At 60.6% G+C, this 16,935-nt stretch carries 17 protein-coding genes; 12 read left to right on the plus strand and 5 right to left on the minus strand.

Annotated elements, in window-relative coordinates; genetic code table 11:
- Window positions 1-25: 25 nt before the first annotated feature.
- From R3175_RS00930 to R3175_RS00965, 8 genes are read left to right on the plus strand one after another with little or no spacing between them, the layout of a single operon-like run.
- Window positions 26-274: a hypothetical protein gene (locus R3175_RS00930; protein WP_318941647.1), complete on the plus strand. Its 249-nt coding sequence runs from the start codon at window positions 26-28 to the stop codon at window positions 272-274.
- 16 nt (window positions 275-290) lie between these two features.
- Window positions 291-1,496: an AAA family ATPase gene (locus R3175_RS00935; protein ID WP_318941649.1), complete on the plus strand. Its 1,206-nt coding sequence runs from the start codon at window positions 291-293 to the stop codon at window positions 1,494-1,496.
- Between the two features lie 50 nt (window positions 1,497-1,546).
- Window positions 1,547-2,872: a CpaF family protein gene (locus R3175_RS00940; protein ID WP_413231705.1), complete on the plus strand. Its 1,326-nt coding sequence runs from the start codon at window positions 1,547-1,549 to the stop codon at window positions 2,870-2,872.
- A complete protein-coding gene (locus tag R3175_RS00945) occupies window positions 2,872-3,855 on the plus strand; it encodes a type II secretion system F family protein (protein ID WP_318941654.1) in 984 nt (327 codons plus the stop codon). The genes R3175_RS00940 and R3175_RS00945 overlap by 1 nt, the downstream gene beginning before the upstream one ends.
- A 12-nt stretch (window positions 3,856-3,867) precedes the next feature.
- Window positions 3,868-4,860 (plus strand): type II secretion system F family protein, encoded by a 993-nt coding sequence (locus R3175_RS00950; RefSeq protein WP_318941657.1) that lies wholly within the window; start codon window positions 3,868-3,870, stop codon window positions 4,858-4,860.
- A 53-nt stretch (window positions 4,861-4,913) separates the two neighbouring features.
- Window positions 4,914-5,846 carry a tetratricopeptide repeat protein gene (locus R3175_RS00955; protein WP_318941659.1) on the plus strand — a complete coding sequence of 311 codons (933 nt, stop codon included), beginning with the start codon at window positions 4,914-4,916 and terminating at the stop codon, window positions 5,844-5,846.
- A gap of 18 nt (window positions 5,847-5,864) precedes the next feature.
- A complete protein-coding gene (locus tag R3175_RS00960; RefSeq protein ID WP_318941660.1) occupies window positions 5,865-6,305 on the plus strand; it encodes a TadE family protein in 441 nt (146 codons plus the stop codon).
- 2 nt (window positions 6,306-6,307) lie between these two features.
- Entirely contained in the window at window positions 6,308-7,609 is a 1,302-nt protein-coding gene (locus R3175_RS00965) for a pilus assembly protein TadG-related protein (RefSeq protein ID WP_318941662.1), read from the plus strand.
- A gap of 108 nt (window positions 7,610-7,717) precedes the next feature.
- Here R3175_RS00965 and R3175_RS00970 read toward each other — a convergent pair whose 3' ends face one another.
- On the minus strand, window positions 7,718-8,584 hold the full coding sequence (locus R3175_RS00970) for a helix-turn-helix domain-containing protein (protein ID WP_413231696.1): 867 nt from the start codon (window positions 8,582-8,584) through the stop codon (window positions 7,718-7,720).
- A 292-nt stretch (window positions 8,585-8,876) separates the two neighbouring features.
- Between R3175_RS00970 and pncC the strand changes: the two genes are divergently transcribed.
- From pncC to R3175_RS00985, 3 genes are all read left to right on the plus strand, one after another.
- The gene (gene pncC, locus R3175_RS00975; protein ID WP_318941664.1) at window positions 8,877-9,374 is read left to right on the plus strand and encodes a nicotinamide-nucleotide amidase; all 498 of its coding nucleotides are present in this window, start codon (window positions 8,877-8,879) and stop codon (window positions 9,372-9,374) included.
- A 137-nt stretch (window positions 9,375-9,511) separates the two neighbouring features.
- On the plus strand, window positions 9,512-10,558 hold the full coding sequence (gene recA, locus R3175_RS00980; protein ID WP_318941924.1) for a recombinase RecA: 1,047 nt from the start codon (window positions 9,512-9,514) through the stop codon (window positions 10,556-10,558).
- Between the two features lie 104 nt (window positions 10,559-10,662).
- Window positions 10,663-11,133, plus strand: a complete 471-nt coding sequence (locus tag R3175_RS00985; RefSeq protein ID WP_318941665.1) for a flavodoxin family protein — start codon at window positions 10,663-10,665, stop codon at window positions 11,131-11,133.
- Between the two features lie 53 nt (window positions 11,134-11,186).
- Here the strand turns inward: R3175_RS00985 and R3175_RS00990 are convergent, their stop codons facing one another.
- Window positions 11,187-11,966, minus strand: coding sequence for a Crp/Fnr family transcriptional regulator (locus tag R3175_RS00990; RefSeq protein ID WP_318941667.1), 780 nt, complete (start codon window positions 11,964-11,966; stop codon window positions 11,187-11,189).
- A gap of 254 nt (window positions 11,967-12,220) precedes the next feature.
- Entirely contained in the window at window positions 12,221-13,210 is a 990-nt protein-coding gene (locus R3175_RS00995) for a ribose-phosphate pyrophosphokinase (RefSeq protein WP_318941669.1), read from the minus strand.
- Window positions 13,211-13,400: 190 nt separating this feature from the next.
- Here R3175_RS00995 and lon point away from each other — a divergent pair, with 190 nt between their 5' ends.
- Window positions 13,401-15,845 carry an endopeptidase La gene (lon, locus tag R3175_RS01000; protein ID WP_318941670.1) on the plus strand — a complete coding sequence of 815 codons (2,445 nt, stop codon included), beginning with the start codon at window positions 13,401-13,403 and terminating at the stop codon, window positions 15,843-15,845.
- Between the two features lie 17 nt (window positions 15,846-15,862).
- Here the strand turns inward: lon and R3175_RS01005 are convergent, their stop codons facing one another.
- Together R3175_RS01005 and R3175_RS01010 are read right to left on the minus strand one after the other, a co-directional pair.
- Window positions 15,863-16,297 carry a host attachment protein gene (locus tag R3175_RS01005; RefSeq protein WP_318941672.1) on the minus strand — a complete coding sequence of 145 codons (435 nt, stop codon included), beginning with the start codon at window positions 16,295-16,297 and terminating at the stop codon, window positions 15,863-15,865.
- An 87-nt stretch (window positions 16,298-16,384) separates the two neighbouring features.
- The gene (locus R3175_RS01010) at window positions 16,385-16,849 is read right to left on the minus strand and encodes an Hsp20/alpha crystallin family protein (RefSeq protein ID WP_318941673.1); all 465 of its coding nucleotides are present in this window, start codon (window positions 16,847-16,849) and stop codon (window positions 16,385-16,387) included.
- Between the last annotated feature and the right edge of the window lie 86 nt (window positions 16,850-16,935).

A 16,935-nucleotide genomic window follows, 5' to 3' on the forward strand; every position in this document is an offset into this window, starting at 1 on the left:
CACGCTAACAGGTGGGAGAAAGCCTATGTTCACCTCACGAATCGCTTTGATTGTTGCCGCGGGGGCCCTGATTACCGGCTGTGCCTCATCACCAGGCGACGACCTGGAGCCGTACGGCGCCAGCGTTCGGCACGCGATGGGCGCCCAGACCTATCGCCAGGGGGACAGTGTCCGTCCCATGAGGGGCGACCAGGCCGCCAGGGCAATGGAGGCCTACCGGAGTCCGTCCGAGCCGAAACCGATGTCCGATACCACGATCTTGGTTACGGAGTGAGTAACAGGGGGCAGCTATGCGTTATCGACTGGAAATACAACTGGCGGGCCGTTCCAGGGAGGGCCTGGAGTTCCTCAAGACCCAGCTGGAAGGCCGCAGTGACGTCAACGTGACCACGCGGTTGATGGTCAACGGTACCACCGATCCGTTGAGCGACACGTATCCGTTGCCCGATGCCCTGGTACTGATTGCCAGCGAGAACTGGCGGGCGGAATTGCAGGCCCTGATCGACCGGCCCGCAAGTGCCCGGCCGCCGCTGCTGGTCATCGGGGAAAATGACAATGCCGAGCTGATCAAAGAGGCCCTGCGTGCCGGTGCCCGGGACTTCCTGTCCCAACCACTGGACGATGGGGAGGTGGGACGCTTCGTCAGCGAGCGTCTGCGGGAGAAATGCGCCGAGTCCAGCCAGAAAGCCGCCCGCCTGACGGCCGTGATCAATGCCAAAGGCGGGTCCGGCGCCAGCATGGTGGCCGCTAACCTGTCGCACATCCTGGCCGAATCTCTCAACAAACGCACCGTGTTGGTGGACATGGACCTGCAGTTCGGTGCCTTGCCCATCTATTTCAACCTGACCCCACGACATGGCCTGGTGAGGGCCTTGGAGCTGGTGGATAGCCTGGACCTCATGGCGCTGGAGGGGTATGTGCTGTCCCACTCCAGTGGTCTGGACCTGATGGCGTCCACCCCCGAGGACCGGGTGACCATCTCGGAGGTGCCGGAAGAGCGCATGGAGATGCTGTTGAAGATTCTTGGAGAAGCCTACGACGACATCGTGGTGGACCTGCCCCGGTGGGTCAGTGGCGCCACCGCGATGACCCTGGAAAACGCCGACCATGTGTTGGTGACCATGGAGCCTGGGGTTGCCCACCTTCGGGATGCCCAGCGCCTGGTTTCCATCCTGAGACGGGACCTGGGACTGGACGATTCCCAGATCACGGTGGTGGTCAATCGGTTTACCAAGGGCAGTCCGGTGTCACTCAAAGACATCCGCCATGCACTGACAGACCTGAACATCCTGACCCTGCCCAACGACTACGACCGGGTCAGCCAGAGCATCAATATCGGTAGCCCATTGCTGGAATACGCACCCAAGGCACCGATCACCCGCGATCTGGTCAAGTTGGCCGAGTCTCTGGGCAATGAGCAACTGCAGTCATCCAGTGTGGGTTCCCGCTGGAATCCGCTTGAATGGGTTCGGCAGAGCCGAGGAGCAAGAACATGAACCTACGTCCGAAATTGGGTAGTGCCAATGGCAACGGCAATGCCAGTGCCATGGGCTGGACCGCACCAGTGGCGCGGAGCGCCGAGGAGTACGGAAACCTCTCCGACGAGGAGCAGGCGTTCAAGGAGTCCCTATTTGAGCGGCTGGTCAAGACCTTGGACCTGTCACTGCTGGGCAGTTTGGGGGATCGGGAAGCCCGTAGCCAGATCCAGCAGGTATGCGAGGCCTTGATGCGGGAGGAAAGCCTGACCTTCAACTCTGCCGTGCGCCAGCGCATCATTGCCGATCTGCAGGACGAAGTGCTGGGGCTGGGGCCGCTGGAGGCCCTGCTGGCGGACAGGACCGTCTCCGATATCCTGGTCAATGGCACCAAGCCCATCTATGTCGAGCGGTTTGGCAAGCTGGAACAGACCAAGCTGAGCTTCAGCAGCGACCGACACCTGTTAACCATCATCGATCGTATCGTTTCCGGGGTGGGACGCCGGGTGGACGAATCCTCGCCGATGGTCGATGCCCGCCTCAAGGATGGTTCGAGGGTCAATGCGGTGATTCCACCGTTGGCCATTGACGGCCCCATGCTGTCCATCCGTCGATTCTCCGTGGACAAGCTGACCGCGGAAAACCTGGTGGAGTATGGCGCGATCACCGAAGAGGTGGCCAGGCTGCTGGATGCCGCCGTCCGCTCCCGGCTCAATGTGGTGGTGTCCGGCGGTACCGGTGCCGGCAAGACCACCATGCTCAATGTGCTGTCCGGATTCATTCCCCACAGCGAGCGCATTGTGACCATCGAGGATTCTGCGGAACTCCAGCTGCAACAGCCCCACGTGGTGCGCCTGGAGACCCGTCCGCCCAACATCGAGAGCCGGGGCGAGGTTACCCAGCGGGACCTGCTGCGCAACAGCCTGCGGATGCGTCCGGACCGGATCGTCATTGGCGAGGTGCGTGGTGGTGAGGCCCTGGACATGCTGCAGGCGATGAACACCGGTCACGATGGCTCGCTCACCACCATCCACGCCAACAGCCCCCGGGACGCCCTGACCCGAATCGAGAGCATGGTGGCGATGAGTGGCTTTACCCTGCCTTTGAACGCCCTGAGAAACCAGATTGCCTCCGCCATCGACATTGTCCTGCAACTGGAGCGGCAGGAGGATGGCCGGCGCCGGCTGGTGAGTGTGCAGGAGATCAACGGCCTGGAGGGGGATGTCATCACCATGTCGGAAATCTTCAGTTTCCGGCGCGAGAGTGTGGACGAGGAAGGCAATATCATCGGCCGGTTCTCCGCCACCGGTGTGGTGCCCAACTTTTATGACCACCTCAAACGCCGAGGCATGGCTCCTGGGCTTGAGATCTTTCAGGCGGATCGGGGGGGATGGTGATGAACTGGCATATCTCCGACGAAACCATATTTATTGGCATGGTCTTTGTGGCCGCGTTCCTGCTGGTACAGAGTTTCATCGTTCCGGTTTTTGGTGAGAATCGCCAAGCCAACAAGCGATTGAAGAAGCGGCTGCAGTCAGTGGCCCAGGACGGAGAACAGGTCGAGGCAATATCGCTGCTGAGGCGCAAACACCTGCAGGAATTGAGTGGTGTTGAGCGGGCCCTGGAATCCCTGCCCGGGATGGAGCGGCTGGAACAGTCGATTGAACAGGCCGGTCTTAAGACGCTGGCCTACCGCTTGGTGCTCAGAACTATCCTGATGGGGAGTCTCGTGGGCTTGCTGGTAGGCATTTTGCTGCCGTCTGTGGTGGTAGGGGTGATGGCGGGAGGCGCCGTGATGACGCTGCCCTATTTCCGGTTGAGACGGGCCCGAGCTCAAAGGTTGGCCCAGTTTGAAGACCAGCTACCGGAAGCGCTAGTCGTGATGTCGCGGGCCCTGAAGGCCGGTTACCCCTTTGTCGATGCCATGAAACTGGTGTCGGAGGAAATGCCGGACCCGATAGCCTCTGAATTCCGCACCACCTTCATGGAGATCAATTACGGCGGAAGTGTACGTACCGCGCTTAATGGCCTGCTGGGCCGTGTTCAGAGCGTCACGGTCATGGTGTTTGTGACATCTGTGCTGATCCAGAAGGAAACCGGCGGCAATCTGGCCGAATTGCTGGAAAACCTGGCTTCGATCATCCGTGCCCGGTTCCGGTTCCACCGCAAACTTCGGACTCTGTCCGCACCCGGCCGCCTCGCGGCCTGGATCCTGTCATTGCTGCCGTTCGCGATGGCAGCCCTGCTGTCCGTCATTGCTCCGGGATTTCTGCCCATGTTGGTAGACAATCCCATTGGCCGCCAGCTGGTAGGGGTCGCTTTTTGTCTGACGGTGGCCGGTATTTTCTGGATGCGGCGTATCGTCCGCGTCGACGTATAGGGGGGAGCCGAGATGGAGTTCCTAAGCCAGTTGCAGGTGTTACTGCATGAGTTGATCGAAAATCCACAGATGGCCCAGCTGAGTTTCATGGTGTTGCTTGGTGCGGCCGCCTTCGCCTTGATGATGGCCTTGCTGCTGATCTACCTGGGACTAAGCGATCCCATCCGCCGTCGAGTCCAGAGGTTGAGTCCCCAGGCGGCGAGTGCTGGGGCGTCTGCTGGCGGGAAAGGCCATGCCGGTAAGACCACGGACACCGCCTTGCGTGTGGCGGACGCCATGGGACACCGGCTCATGCCCGGCGACCAGGCGGTTCTCAGCCGCACCCAGGAGCAACTGCGCCATGCCGGCATCTATGCGCCGGGGGCGTTGAGCACGTTCTACGGTGCCAAACTGGGTTTGACGCTGTTGCTGCCTGCCCTGTTTCTGTTCGGGGTGCAGTTTCTGCGCCTACCATTTGCAACCGTCATGTTGCTGGCCGTCGCTGCAGCCATCACCGGTTACCTGTTACCCACCTATTGGCTGAATCGGGCTGTTCAGCAGCGAACCACCCGCTTGCGTCGGGGCCTGCCGGACACCCTGGATTTGCTGGTGGTCTGTACCGAGGCCGGCTTGGGGCTGATTGCCGCCATCCAGCGGGTGGCTCGGGATCTGGAGATCAGTCAGCCGGAACTGTCCGAAGAACTGAAGCTGTTTGGCATGCAGACTCGGGCGGGAATGGACGTGCGTTCAGCCTTGCGGGATATGGAGCAGCGCACCGGCGTGGAAGAAATTCGTGGGCTGGTCACCAGCCTCATCCAAAGCATGCGGTTTGGTACCAGCATTGGTTCCACCCTGCGGATTTACTCCGCGGAGCTGCGGGACAAGCGGAGCCAGGAAGCCGAGGAAAAGGCCGCCAAAGTCAGTACCAAGATGCTTTTCCCGCTGGTGTTTTGCGTACTGCCGAGCTTTTTCGTGGTGTCCATTGGGCCACCGTTGCTCGGTGCAATGGTCGCGATGGGAAAGTGAGAGGAAAGAAGCTGGAAAGCGATTCGGTGGGAACCTGCGGAGGGATAAGACCCATGATCATAGGCAAGACGTTGTTTCCGATGCTGTTGGCCGGCAGCTTACTGACCGGGTGTGCTTCCACACCGTCGACCGGTGGCGGTGACGAGTTCGGGGTGTTTTACGAAGGGGAGTCCGAGGCCACCTACGCCACCGCGTTCCCGGTCAAAACCCCCGAGGAGGCCTATCGCAATGGCGACTCGGCGGCCCAGACCGGCGACTACGACCGGGCCCTGTATGAGTACATCCGCGGACTGAGGTTGGAGGACGAGCCACCCACCGAGGTGTTGTACAAGATTGGCAGCATTCACCAGGCCCGGGACAACGTCCGGCTGGCGAGCCTGGCCTATCGCTGGGTGCTGGAAATCAACCCTGACCATGTCGAAGCGGGCACCGGCCTGGGCATCCTGTACCTCGACGCCCGCCAATACGAAGCGGCCAAGGCGCAACTGGAGAAGGTACTGACCTCCCCCGAGCCGATACCCTGGCGCGCCTATAACGCCCTGGGCATCCTGGCGGATATGGACGATCAGGCGGGCCAGGCGGTGGAGTACTACCTGCAGGCGCAGGCGGCCAATCCCAGCTCACCGCAGGTGCTCAACAACCTCGGTTACTCCCGCTATCTGGCCGGCGACTGGGCCGGCGCCCGCCGGTTCCTGCAGCAGGCGCTGAAGATTGATCCCGGCTATGAACTTGCCTGGCGCAACCTGGGCCTGGTGCATGCCCGCGAGAAGAACTACCGCTCCGCACTGGAGGCCTTGAGTCGCACCGGGGAGGAGTCCGAGGCTTATAACGACGTCGGTTACGTCTCGATGATGGCGGGGGAGTACGACCAGGCCCTGGCCTTCTTCAACAAGGCCATGCACCTGTCGCCGGCCTATTACGTGACCGCCAGTGAAAACGCGCGCAATGTGGAACGGATGATGCGGCGTAACGCCGCGGTCCAGTGAGGGTAGGGGGTAGGTGTCATGAAGATGAAATCACTGCGGTATCAACAAGGCACAGAGGTGGTGGAGTTCGCCATCACCGCCTCCCTGCTGTTCCTGATCCTGTTCGGCATCATCGAGTTCAGCGTGGCGCTGTTCGACAAGGCCACGCTGACCAATGCCAGCCGCGAAGGCGCCCGGGCGGGGATTCTCTATCGCAATCCTCCCAGTGAAGCGGCGGCAGACGCCGCCATCACCGATGCGATAGAGAACTACGAGAACTTCCTCATTTCCCTGGGTGGTGAGGCCAGTTTGACCACGAGCATCGTGCGAGAGGATCCCGACGGCGACGGCTTCGGTCGTGGGGATGACCTGATTGTCACCATCACCTACCCCTACCAATACTTAATCCTGTCCGAGTTTATCGGGACCTTGGGGGGCGAACTGGAACTGACAGCAACCACCGTAATGCGTGCGGAGTGACCATGAACGCTTCAGACCCCAAAGCTTTACAATGGCCCGGCCGGCTGCGCACTGTCCCCCCGGGCCCGTACCGCCAGCGTGGTATTTCCATTGTGCTGATGTCGATTGCGCTGCTCATGCTGTTCGCGTTTGCGGCCCTGGCAGTGGACGGTGGCAATATCTATGTGGCCAAGAACGAACTCCAGAACGCCGCCGATGCGGGAGCGCTGGCGGGAGCGCGGGAGCTCTATCTGGATGACGGCAGCATGGTGAATGAGGGGGCCAATGACGTAGCCCGGAACGCCGCCCTGGCCAACTACAGTCAGGGCGACCCGGTTGAGATCGTTCAGGTTCGGCGCGGGCATTGGAGCTTTACTACGCAGACCTTTCAGGAAAATACCAGCACAGCCGTGGTGGATCTGGCCGGAAAGGATGCAGATGATCTGGATGTGGACCCCAATTTCATCAACGCGGTGGAGGTGATCACCGAGCGAAGCGCGACTCCGGTGGAAGCCTTCTTTGGCACCATCGTGGGCCTGGACGATTACCAGGTGCAAGCGCGGGCCGTGGCCTACATCGGCTTTGCCGGAACGATTAATCCGGAGGAGCTGGACCAGCCCATTGCCATTTGCGAGGAGGCCTTGCTGAACGGTTCCGGCGAATACGATTGCTCGGTCGGGCGGTTTATCCCCGCCAACGGCGACACCGGTGGCTGGACCAATTTCAAGCAAGGTGAGAGCAATGGTGGGGCCAGCGCCAATGAAATCAAAGAGGTGATTTGCGGGGATGGCAACCCGGAGACCCTACACTACGGTGAGCATATAGAGACCAGCAATGGCCAGGTTCAGTCGGTTTTCGACGCCCTCTATGACTGCTGGGTGGACAACACGGAAGACAGGACCAAGCCCTGGAACATGACCCTGCCGGTGGTTGCCTGCCCCGGAGGGGGCATTAGCCCCAGCAACGAGCTGGTGGGCGCGGTGAATGTGAACGTAATGTGGATTGTCAACAAAGAGAACGACATCGATGGAGACGCGCCCTATGAAATGGAGCGGCCGCCCCAGGACAGCGGCGGCGAGTCGCCGGGAACCTGGAGTGACAGCAGTACAGAGGGTGGCCCCCGCTGGAACGACTTCGTCGACAACTTCAACTTGAAGAAACCGGACGGTAACCCGGCTTATTACGACACCGACGATGAACAGAACGACGGCTGGCGCCAGAAGACCATCTACTTCGCCCCGGACTGCTCCTACCACGAGCCGGCAGGGGAGACCGGTGGCCCAAACTATGGGGTGCTGGCGAAGTACCCGGTGCTGGTGCAGTGAGACTGAACCCTTATACCTGTGGTATGAGGGTTCTTTAAGGATGCGGCCTAACAAAAAGCCCGAAGCGCCTGGACTGCAGGCGCTTCGGGCTTTTTTTGTTGTGGCTTGCTAGCTTTTCGCCGATACGAGTTCAACCGACCGGTGCTTTTTCTCAACGCTGGCTGCAGCTTCCGCCGCGGCGGCCTGCTCGGCCTGGGCCACACGGTAGCGGGAGGGCGGCAAGCCCACGTGGCGCTGGAAAATCCGGGTAAAGTAGGACAGGTCGTGGAAACCCACGGTAAAGCAGATGTCGGTGACCGACACCTTGGGGTTGGCCAGCAGCCGCTTGGCCTCCTCGATCCGGCGGGTTAACAGGTAGCTCTGGAAGGTCATGTCGCTGAGACGCTTGAACAGCCGGCTGAACTGGAAGGGGCTGAGCCCGAACCGCTCGGCCACTTCGGCCTGGACGATCTTCTTGTGCAGGTTGGCGTTCAGGTAGGTGAGGATCTGGTCCATGATGGACCGGTCTACGCTCACGCCCACACAGCGCAAACGGGCTTCGGGCGGGATTGAGTTCTTGGCATCCAGCGCGGCGCGGGCAGCCGCGGCCGGCTTGCCATGGTGGATGGCGCTCAGGGTATCCACCACATCGATAAACCGGGCGGTGTCCACCGGCTGGACAAAGTAATCCCACACGTGGGAGCGGAACGCCCAGACCGCAAGCTGCTCGGAGTGGGACTGGGTGATCATCAGCAGCGGGACCGAGGGCAGGGCCTGCTTGGTCTGACGCAGCTCGAGCAGGCCGGACTGGTCCGGGTAATCGAACTGATAGCATACCGCTACCGGATCATGTTGCTGGATGGCTGGAATGGGGTCCTCCCCCTCTGCCACGTACCTGACTTGATAATGGTGTTCTTTTAATGTTTCTGTGTATTGGTTAGCGGAGCACGTTTCCAAATTCCTGACGATAATAACGACACAACCAGGATAATCCATTACGACTGCCTCTAAGGTGACTCCAACCTGGGCGGACAACCTGCGTGGTAGTGCAGCTGTATTGTTGTTGATACACCGCGCCTTTCCCAGGCTGGAAACTGCTTCTTTTCGTTGTATGGACTCTGCTTCGCACGTTCTGGTATTGCTTAAATTTCGTTAATATTTTCGTGTACTCAAGGTTAAGCAGTATACGGGCCAGGTTTTTAACCAACTGATTTCCGGTAATTCCCCTATTTAGACGTTACATTAACATTCTGCAATGTAAGTTTTTCTGACACCAGGTGAGGTAAATATGACAGTTTCTGATCAGCAGTTGGCCGATGCCGGTTCCCGTCTGGGAGAGCTGCTGGAGCGCCGGGGGCTGACCATTGCCACCGCGGAAAGCTGCACCGGCGGTTGGGTGGCAAAAGTGCTGACCGACCGGGCCGGCTCGTCCATTTATGTGGACTGCGGGCTGGTCACCTACAGCAACCGGGCCAAGCAGGCCCTGCTGGGTGTAAAGGCGACGTTACTCCATGAGCACGGGGCTGTCAGCGAGCCGGTGGTCCGGGCCATGGTCGCAGGCGCCCTGCATGTGACGGGCACCAGCGTGGCCGTCGCCATAAGTGGCGTGGCAGGGCCCGGCGGCGGCAGCGCTGACAAGCCGGTAGGTACGGTCTGGTTTGCCTGGGGCACCAGCGCCGGGGAGACCGTGACCACAGTTCAGCACTTTGAGGGAGACCGGGAGGCGGTGCGCCGTCAGTCGGTTCTCTACGTATTACAGGGGGTTAGGGATTTTCTGGAATCCTGAGGCTAGTGTCCCTTAAAACAAGGGGGTTGGTCTGGTTCTTTGCATGTGTTTTAATACTGGTCAAATATACAGGTTGAGGCCTGTGTGAAAGACAGGCCAGATGATAATCAGACAAGATTCAAGAGGGCATGGCAGCAATGGAAGACAACCGCAAGAAAGCACTCGGTGCAGCTCTGAGCCAGATTGAGCGCCAATTCGGCAAGGGCGCCGTCATGAAAATGGGTGATCAGCCCCGGGAGGCGATCCCGGCGGTGTCCACCGGCTCCCTGGGACTGGACGTGGCACTGGGTATCGGCGGTTTGCCCTATGGCCGGATTGTCGAGATCTACGGTCCGGAAAGTTCCGGTAAGACCACGCTGACCCTGCAGGTAATCGCCGAAGCCCAGAAGCAGGGCAAGACCTGTGCCTTTGTGGATGCCGAGCATGCCCTGGACCCGGTCTATGCCGAGAAGCTGGGCGTCAACGTGGACGAGTTGCTGGTGTCCCAACCGGATACCGGTGAACAGGCCCTGGAAATTGCCGACATGCTGGTCCGCTCCAACGCGGTGGATGTGATCATCGTCGACTCGGTGGCGGCCCTGACCCCGAAGGCGGAGATTGAAGGCGAGATGGGCGATTCCCATGTAGGCCTGCAAGCCCGCCTGATGTCCCAGGCCCTGCGTAAGCTGACTGGCAGCGTCAAGAATGCCAACTGTCTGATGGTGTTCATCAACCAGATCCGGATGAAGATCGGTGTCATGTTCGGTTCCCCGGAAACCACCACCGGCGGCAACGCCCTCAAGTTCTACTCCTCGGTTCGTCTGGACATCCGCCGCACCGGTTCCGTGAAGGACGGTGACGAGGTGGTGGGTAACGAAACCCGGGTCAAGGTGGTGAAGAACAAGGTGTCGCCGCCGTTCCGTCAGGCGGAATTCCAGATCATGTACGGCAAGGGCATCTACCACATGGCCGAAGTGCTGGACATGGGCGTGAAGGAAGGCTTCGTGGACAAGTCCGGTGCCTGGTATGCCTACAATGGCGACAAGATCGGCCAGGGCAAGGCCAATGCCTGCAAGTTCCTGGAAGAGAACCTGGACATGGCCCACGAGATTGAGGCCAAGGTTCGTGACAAGCTGATGCCCAAGCCGGTCAGCAAGGGTGCCGAAGCCGCTCAGCCGGCGGAAACCAATGGCGAGCTGATCTAAGACTGCTCGCCGGTATCGGCTTCGCCTGCTCGTAGCCGATACCGCTCCCGACCTGGGAGGTTCCACGCCTCCCTGTTACCCGCACCACCCAGCAGGAGCCCGTCATGTCTGACCGCAAGCGATTGCTGATTGTTGCCCACGCCCCATCCCCGAACACCCTGACCCTGCGCAACGCCGTTGTCGACGGTGCTCGCCATCCGGATATCGAGTCCGTGGACGTCAAGGTACTGGCGCCGCTGGAGGCTGGCCCGGACGACGTGCTGGCCTGTGACGCCATCATCCTCGGCACCACCGAGAATCTCGGCTATATGAGCGGTGCCCTCAAGGATTTCTTCGACCGCAGCTACTACCCCTGCCTGGAGAAAACCCAGGGACTACCCTTCGCCTTCTACATCCGAGCCGGCCATGACGGTACCGGCACCCGCCGGGCCATCGAGTCCATTACTACCGGATTGCGTTGGCGGCTGATTCAGGAGCCGTTGGTCTGTCGGGGCGAATACCGTGGTGAGTTTGAAGAGCAGTGCCGGGAGTTGGGGTTGTATGTTGCTGCAGGTCTGGATGCAGGGTTGATTTAGGGCGTCCCTGATAAAAGCAGGGGCATGGCAGCCAGGAACCGGGGCCAGGCCGATCATTCGCTCAGGGCAGAGAGCGTCCGCAGCCGGTCAACGTCACACAGGCAGACGGTCTCCCGGTGTACCCTGATCAAGTTGTCCTTTTGCAAGCGGGTTAAGGTTCGGCTGACGGTTTCGGCACGAAGCCCGAGGTAACTGGCGATGTCACTCCGGCCCATGAACAGCCGCAGCTCCGACGCGGAATAGCCCAGACGTTTCTGTTTGTGGCTGAGTTCCAACAGGAATTGCACCACCCGTTCCTCGGCGGTGAAGCTGCCTGCCCTGGCGTACTCATGCCACAGCTGCCGGCTTAACATCCGTATCATCTGTTGCTGCAATTCCGGCGAGGTTGTCAGCGCCTGGTGGATCGATGCAATGGGCAGGAAGCAGACACAGCCGGTTTCCAGCATGACGGCGTTAGCCTGATAGCTCTCATGGTCCAGTGAGTCGATGCCAATCAGGTCTCCTGGGTAGAAGAACGCGCAAACATGCTCCCGGATTTTGCCGTCCAGGAAGTAGCTTTTGCACACCCCGGATGAGAGCACCATGAGAAAGTCCGCTCGTTCGTGCTGCCTGAACAGGTGCTGGTGGGCGTGTAACACCCTGTGCCGCTGAACCAGCCTGGCAAGGTTGAGAAGGCTCTGATCCAGGTGACACTGTCCCGGCAAGCAGTAGGGCTTGGCTCGGCAGAACCGGCAGTGGTTGTGCTCCAGCGGGGTACCGGAGGCCTGGTTCAGGGAGATACCCTGGGTGTCACTCCTCGAGCAGGGGGAGTTGTTATGCAGATGCCGATCCATAACCCAGCATCCTCCAGCTTGGCCAAGAGTCAGCGTGAGCGCATCATTGGTTGGCAAGGATGGATGACCAACCTTTGCCGACAACCGCGCGTCCACGCTGTATTGACCACATTGAGCGAGTTGGCGGCCCCCGTCAATCCCCGGGTAGGCAGGACTTGCTCGCAGCCGGCAAACGCCACTTTCCGTGTTTGGCTGTTCGTTCCCGAGGGCCGTGGCCATGTGGGGGATTCCGGTGAGGGATAGAAGCTCACTGACTAATCGTCCAAGCCCACCAGTTCCGACAGTGAGCCTCCGCCATGAAGTCGTTCGACGGCCTCGGCCAGCAATGGCGCCACGCTCAGGATGACCAGCCTGTCCTGGGGGGCGGCGGGCCGGCGACTGGCCAGCACGCTGTCGGTAACCACCAGCCGGTCGAACAGCGGTGAACCCAGGAGTTCGTTGGTGTCTCCGGTGAACAGGCCATGACTGGCGGCGCCGTAAATGGACTGGGCGCCCTGCTGCTGGCACACCTCGGCGGCGCGAAGCAGAGTGCCACCGGTACTGATCAGGTCATCGATGATAATCACCGCCTTGTCCTGAATGTCGCCCGCCAGGGTGCCCCCGGTGATTTGTCCCTCACTCCGGTATTTTTCGACGAACGCATTGTCCACCTCCTGCCCCAGGCGGTTGGCGAGGGACCGGCGGAAACGCTCGGCCCGCTTGATGCCACCCACATCGGGGGAGACCACGGCCACGGCTTCGTCATCGAGTATGGAGGCAAAGTAGTCGACCATCAGCAGGCGGCTCTCCAGGTGCTCACGGGGACAGCGAAAGGCATTGTGGTAGGCGGCCAGGTTATGGGCATCGAGGGTTAATACCCGCGAGGCGCCGGCCGTTTCCAGTAATTGGGCCACGTAGCGGGTGATGACCGGGTCCCGGTCCTTGGTCTGCCGGTCCTTGCGTCCGTAACACAGGTAAGGCAGCACCAGCGTGATGCGGGCAGCGGAGGCGTCCGCCAGGGCTCCGACAAAGAACAGCAGTCGGCAGAGCCGGTCGTTCACACTCAGTTCCCGGTCGGCCACCAGTGACTGCAGGACATAGACATCTTTGTCCCGCACGCTCTCAAGGGGGCGACATTTGTGTTCTCCGTCCTCAAACCGGCGTTCTTCATGCCGGGAAAGGGGGTGGCCGAGGTGTTGGGCAATGTCCCGGCCCAGCGGGTCAGCCTCGTCCAGGGCAAATAGGCAAAGGTCTGTCCTGTTCATGAGGGGCTTGCCTTCCAGTTCGATTGAGAGGCTCCTTAACAATATGGTTGGTGGACGGGGACGGGTCAATGGGTTAAGCGCTCGGCAGTTGACCGCCCCGGGGCGGTCTTTGACTGATCAAAGTCAGTAGCCGTCGGCTTGGCGGGCGCTATCCTTTGAGAAGGCCCTGGGCATAAAAAGGGGGATGGTGGTGGAAATTGAAATCAAGAACGGTAACGAACCCGACCCGGTGCCGGTTCAACAGGACGAGAGAACGCAGCCGTCGATTCCGGACACCCTGCCGGTCCTGCCGGTTCGAAACATGGTGATCTATCCCTACGCGGTGACCTCCATCGTGGTTGGCCAGCCCAGGTCGTTGCGCCTGTTGGACGATGTACTCGATGATGACAGCCTGGTGGTCATCGTGGCCAGCAAGGACCCGAAGTCGCCGGAACCCGGGCCGGACGAGCTTTACCCGGTGGGCTGTGTTGCCCAGGTCCTGCAAACTTCCAGTCGCAAGGAGGGACAGCTGAACGTGACCCTCCAGGGATTGGAAAAGGCGCGGATAGAAGACTGGGTGAGCCACGAGCCCTACCTGCGAGCCAGGATTGAGGTGCTCAGCGAAATTGAACCGGAGCAGGGGGATATCGAAGCGCAGGCGGTGCGGAACAATCTGGTGGTCACCTTCAGCCAACTGGTGGAGACGTTGTCCTACCTGCCGGACGAGCTGTTGCAAGCCGTCGCCCAAACGAAAGACTACCGGCAGCTAACCTACCTGGTGAGTTCCAGCACCCATCTGGAAGTCCATGAGGCGCAGGCGGTTCTGGAGGAGGACGATGTCCTGGCCAAGATGCTCAAGCTGATCGAGTTAATCCACCACGAGCTGGAAGTCATGGAACTGGGCAAGAAGATCCAGGCGGTGACCCGGGGCGAGATGGAGAAGGCCCAACGGGAGTACGTGTTGCGCCAGCAGCTCAGGGCGATCCGCCAGGAACTGGGGGAGGACGACGGCAGCCAGGCCCGGGTGGAGGAGTATCGTGGCAAGATCGAGGCCAGTGGCATGACGGAGGAGGCCCAGGCCCAGGCAAACCGGGAACTGGCCAGGCTGGAGCGGTTGCCGGAGGCGTCGTCCGAGTATGGGGTCATCCTGACCTACCTGGACTGGCTGGTCACGTTGCCCTGGCGCCAGGCCACCGAAGAAATTCTCGATACCAGGCAGGCGGAAACCATCCTCAATGAGGACCATTACGGCCTGGAGAAGATCAAAAGACGGATCCTGGAATACCTGGCGGTGCGTCAACTGCGTCAACAGCGGGCCAAGCAGGCTGAAAACGCTGAGCCTGGCCAGGGCGTTCGGCCGGAACGCCAGGGCGCCATCCTCTGTTTCGTGGGGCCGCCGGGCATTGGCAAGACCTCGCTCGGGCATTCCATCGCCCGGGCCCTGGGCCGGAAACTGCATCGCATCAGTCTGGGCGGCATTCGGGACGAGGCGGAAATCCGGGGCCATCGCCGAACCTACGTGGGGGCCATGCCGGGGCGGTTTATCAAGGCCTTGCGGGATGTGGGGTCGCGCAACCCGGTGCTGTTACTGGATGAAGTTGACAAGCTGGGCGCCGATTGGCAGGGAGATCCGGCGGCAGCCTTGCTGGAGGTGCTGGACCCGGAACAGAACCGGGACTTCCGCGACCGCTACCTGGACGTGGCCTTTGACCTCAGTTCGCTGATGTTCATCGCCACCGCCAACGTGCTCGACAACATTCCCGGTCCTTTGCGGGATCGCCTGGAAGTCATCACCCTGCCAGGCTACACCGATGACGAAAAGCTCAACATCGCCCAACGCTACCTGTTGCCCCGTCAGCGACGGGAAAACGCGTTAAGAGAGGAAGAACTGCGCATCGAGGACGATGCCCTGTTAACGCTCATTCGGGAATACACCCGTGAGGCGGGTGTCCGCAGCCTGGACCGACGCATTGGCGCCCTGTGTCGCAAGGCGGTGGTACGCATTGCCGAGCGGACGGCTGAATCACTGGTGGTTGACCTGCCCATGCTGAAGACGCTGATGGGCAAGCCCATGTTTTTCTATGACCTGGCCGAGCGCACGGGCCTGCCGGGAGTGGCCACTGGCCTGGCCGTGACGGCGGTAGGTGGCGATATCCTGTTTGTGGAAGCCAGCGCAATGCCTGGCAAGAAGGGGCTGACCATCACCGGGCAACTGGGAGACGTGATGCGGGAGTCGGCCCAGGCTGCCCTGAGTTACGTGCGATCACAGGCCGGGTCGTTGGGAATCGACGCTCACTTTTTCGAGGATCAGGACATCCATATCCATATCCCTGCCGGCGCCATTCCCAAGGATGGCCCTTCGGCCGGTGTCGCCCTGGTCACCGCCCTGGTGTCCCTGCTGACCCGGCGCCCGGTTCATCATGAAGTGGGGATGACCGGAGAGATGACGCTGCGGGGGCAGGTGTTGCCCGTCGGCGGCATCAAGGACAAGGTACTGGCGGCTCACCGTGCCGGCTTACGCACGGTAATCCTGCCCAAGCGAAACGAGAAAGACCTGGACGATTTGCCGGAATCGGTGCGCGACAGCATGCAGTTTGTCCTCGCCGATCGTGTTGATACCGTGCTGGATACCGCCCTGATCGAGGCATCGGACTGAGCCGGGCGTTGTATGGCCTACAGAAACGGCTTCAGGGCCGCGTAGATATCCGTGACGTTTAAGGTGGTGATATCCCGGGATAGCTCCCCCGAAATCCGTTGTCTGACTTCTTTGCTCAGTCCCGATCGCAGTTCGCCCAGGAAATTCGGCGCAGCGACCAGACAGAGTTTGTCGAACTGACCCTGGCCAAATGCTGTATTGAGTTGGTGATCGATCTCTTTGGCAAACGTCTTTCTGGCCTTCGATTTGGCGTCCTGCCGTTGCGGCATACGATGTCGCCCGGGCATGGCACCATCACCATGGCTGCCCGGTGCATCCGCAACCAGGTCCTGTTCCTTCAGGCGCGCACTGGGATTCACCAACACCTGCATTTCTTTCAGCTCCCGGGCCGGCGATTCCGTTTGCAGGAACCTCGCCCGGGCACTGTCAGCAACCAGTACCCAAGTTGTCATAACCTTTGCCCCTTTGCCGGCTGATCCGGCTCCCGCCCCAAGACCTGGCCAACGGGATTACTCACCGCTGGCCGACGATCTTCGGTGTTAATCCACCTCTACCCGGATCTTCTTCTGCTGGGAAGATTCCGATTTGGGCACGGTCACTTCCAACACGCCGTGATGGACGTGGGCCTTGATCTTGTCCGCATCGGTGGCATCCGGCAGACTGAAACTGCGGTAGAAAGACCCGTATTCCCGTTCGATGCAACGGTAGTTTTCCTTCTGCTCCTCCACCTTGCTCTCCCGCTTGCCCTCAATGGTCAACATGCCATTGTCCATTGAGACGTTGATGTCCTTCGGGTCCACACCGGGAATGTCCGCGGTGATGATGTACCGGTCAGCTTTCTGCTCGATGTCGACATCGGGCTGCCATTGGCCTCCCAGTGTCTCCCACTGACGGCCGAGTAGCGGAAATTCCCGCTCGAACAGCCGGTTCATCTCGTCGCTCAGCTGAGAGGCGAGGGGGAGCTGGGGAAAGTTGCTCAACGATTTGCGTTTTAACAGGGACATGATCTGCTCTCCTCTCCTGGGATGGTGAAACCGCTTCACGACCTGGCAAAAGCAGAAGCCGTCAACCCACGGATTAAGAGCTTGTG

Origin of the sequence: Marinobacter sp., from assembly GCF_033722735.1 — a bacterium.
Classification (GTDB): domain Bacteria; phylum Pseudomonadota; class Gammaproteobacteria; order Pseudomonadales; family Oleiphilaceae; genus Marinobacter.

Excerpts from the sequence above, each read along its gene's own strand:
- R3175_RS00940 (WP_413231705.1), top strand. The coding sequence starts at position 1,547 with ATGGGCTGGACCGCACCAGTGGCGCGGAGCGCCGAGGAGTACGGAAAC.
- recA (WP_318941924.1), top strand. The coding sequence starts at position 9,512 with ATGGAAGACAACCGCAAGAAAGCACTCGGTGCAGCTCTGAGCCAGATT.
- R3175_RS00935 (WP_318941649.1), top strand. The coding sequence starts at position 291 with ATGCGTTATCGACTGGAAATACAACTGGCGGGCCGTTCCAGGGAGGGC.
- R3175_RS01005 (WP_318941672.1), bottom strand. The coding sequence starts at position 16,297 with ATGACAACTTGGGTACTGGTTGCTGACAGTGCCCGGGCGAGGTTCCTG.
- R3175_RS00995 (WP_318941669.1), bottom strand. The coding sequence starts at position 13,210 with ATGAACAGGACAGACCTTTGCCTATTTGCCCTGGACGAGGCTGACCCG.
- R3175_RS00955 (WP_318941659.1), top strand. The coding sequence starts at position 4,914 with ATGATCATAGGCAAGACGTTGTTTCCGATGCTGTTGGCCGGCAGCTTA.
- R3175_RS00950 (WP_318941657.1), top strand. The coding sequence starts at position 3,868 with ATGGAGTTCCTAAGCCAGTTGCAGGTGTTACTGCATGAGTTGATCGAA.
- R3175_RS00960 (WP_318941660.1), top strand. The coding sequence starts at position 5,865 with ATGAAGATGAAATCACTGCGGTATCAACAAGGCACAGAGGTGGTGGAG.
- pncC (WP_318941664.1), top strand. The coding sequence starts at position 8,877 with ATGACAGTTTCTGATCAGCAGTTGGCCGATGCCGGTTCCCGTCTGGGA.
- R3175_RS01010 (WP_318941673.1), bottom strand. The coding sequence starts at position 16,849 with ATGTCCCTGTTAAAACGCAAATCGTTGAGCAACTTTCCCCAGCTCCCC.
- R3175_RS00990 (WP_318941667.1), bottom strand. The coding sequence starts at position 11,966 with ATGGATCGGCATCTGCATAACAACTCCCCCTGCTCGAGGAGTGACACC.
- R3175_RS00945 (WP_318941654.1), top strand. The coding sequence starts at position 2,872 with ATGAACTGGCATATCTCCGACGAAACCATATTTATTGGCATGGTCTTT.
- R3175_RS00930 (WP_318941647.1), top strand. The coding sequence starts at position 26 with ATGTTCACCTCACGAATCGCTTTGATTGTTGCCGCGGGGGCCCTGATT.
- R3175_RS00985 (WP_318941665.1), top strand. The coding sequence starts at position 10,663 with ATGTCTGACCGCAAGCGATTGCTGATTGTTGCCCACGCCCCATCCCCG.
- R3175_RS00970 (WP_413231696.1), bottom strand. The coding sequence starts at position 8,584 with ATGGATTATCCTGGTTGTGTCGTTATTATCGTCAGGAATTTGGAAACG.
- R3175_RS00965 (WP_318941662.1), top strand. The coding sequence starts at position 6,308 with ATGAACGCTTCAGACCCCAAAGCTTTACAATGGCCCGGCCGGCTGCGC.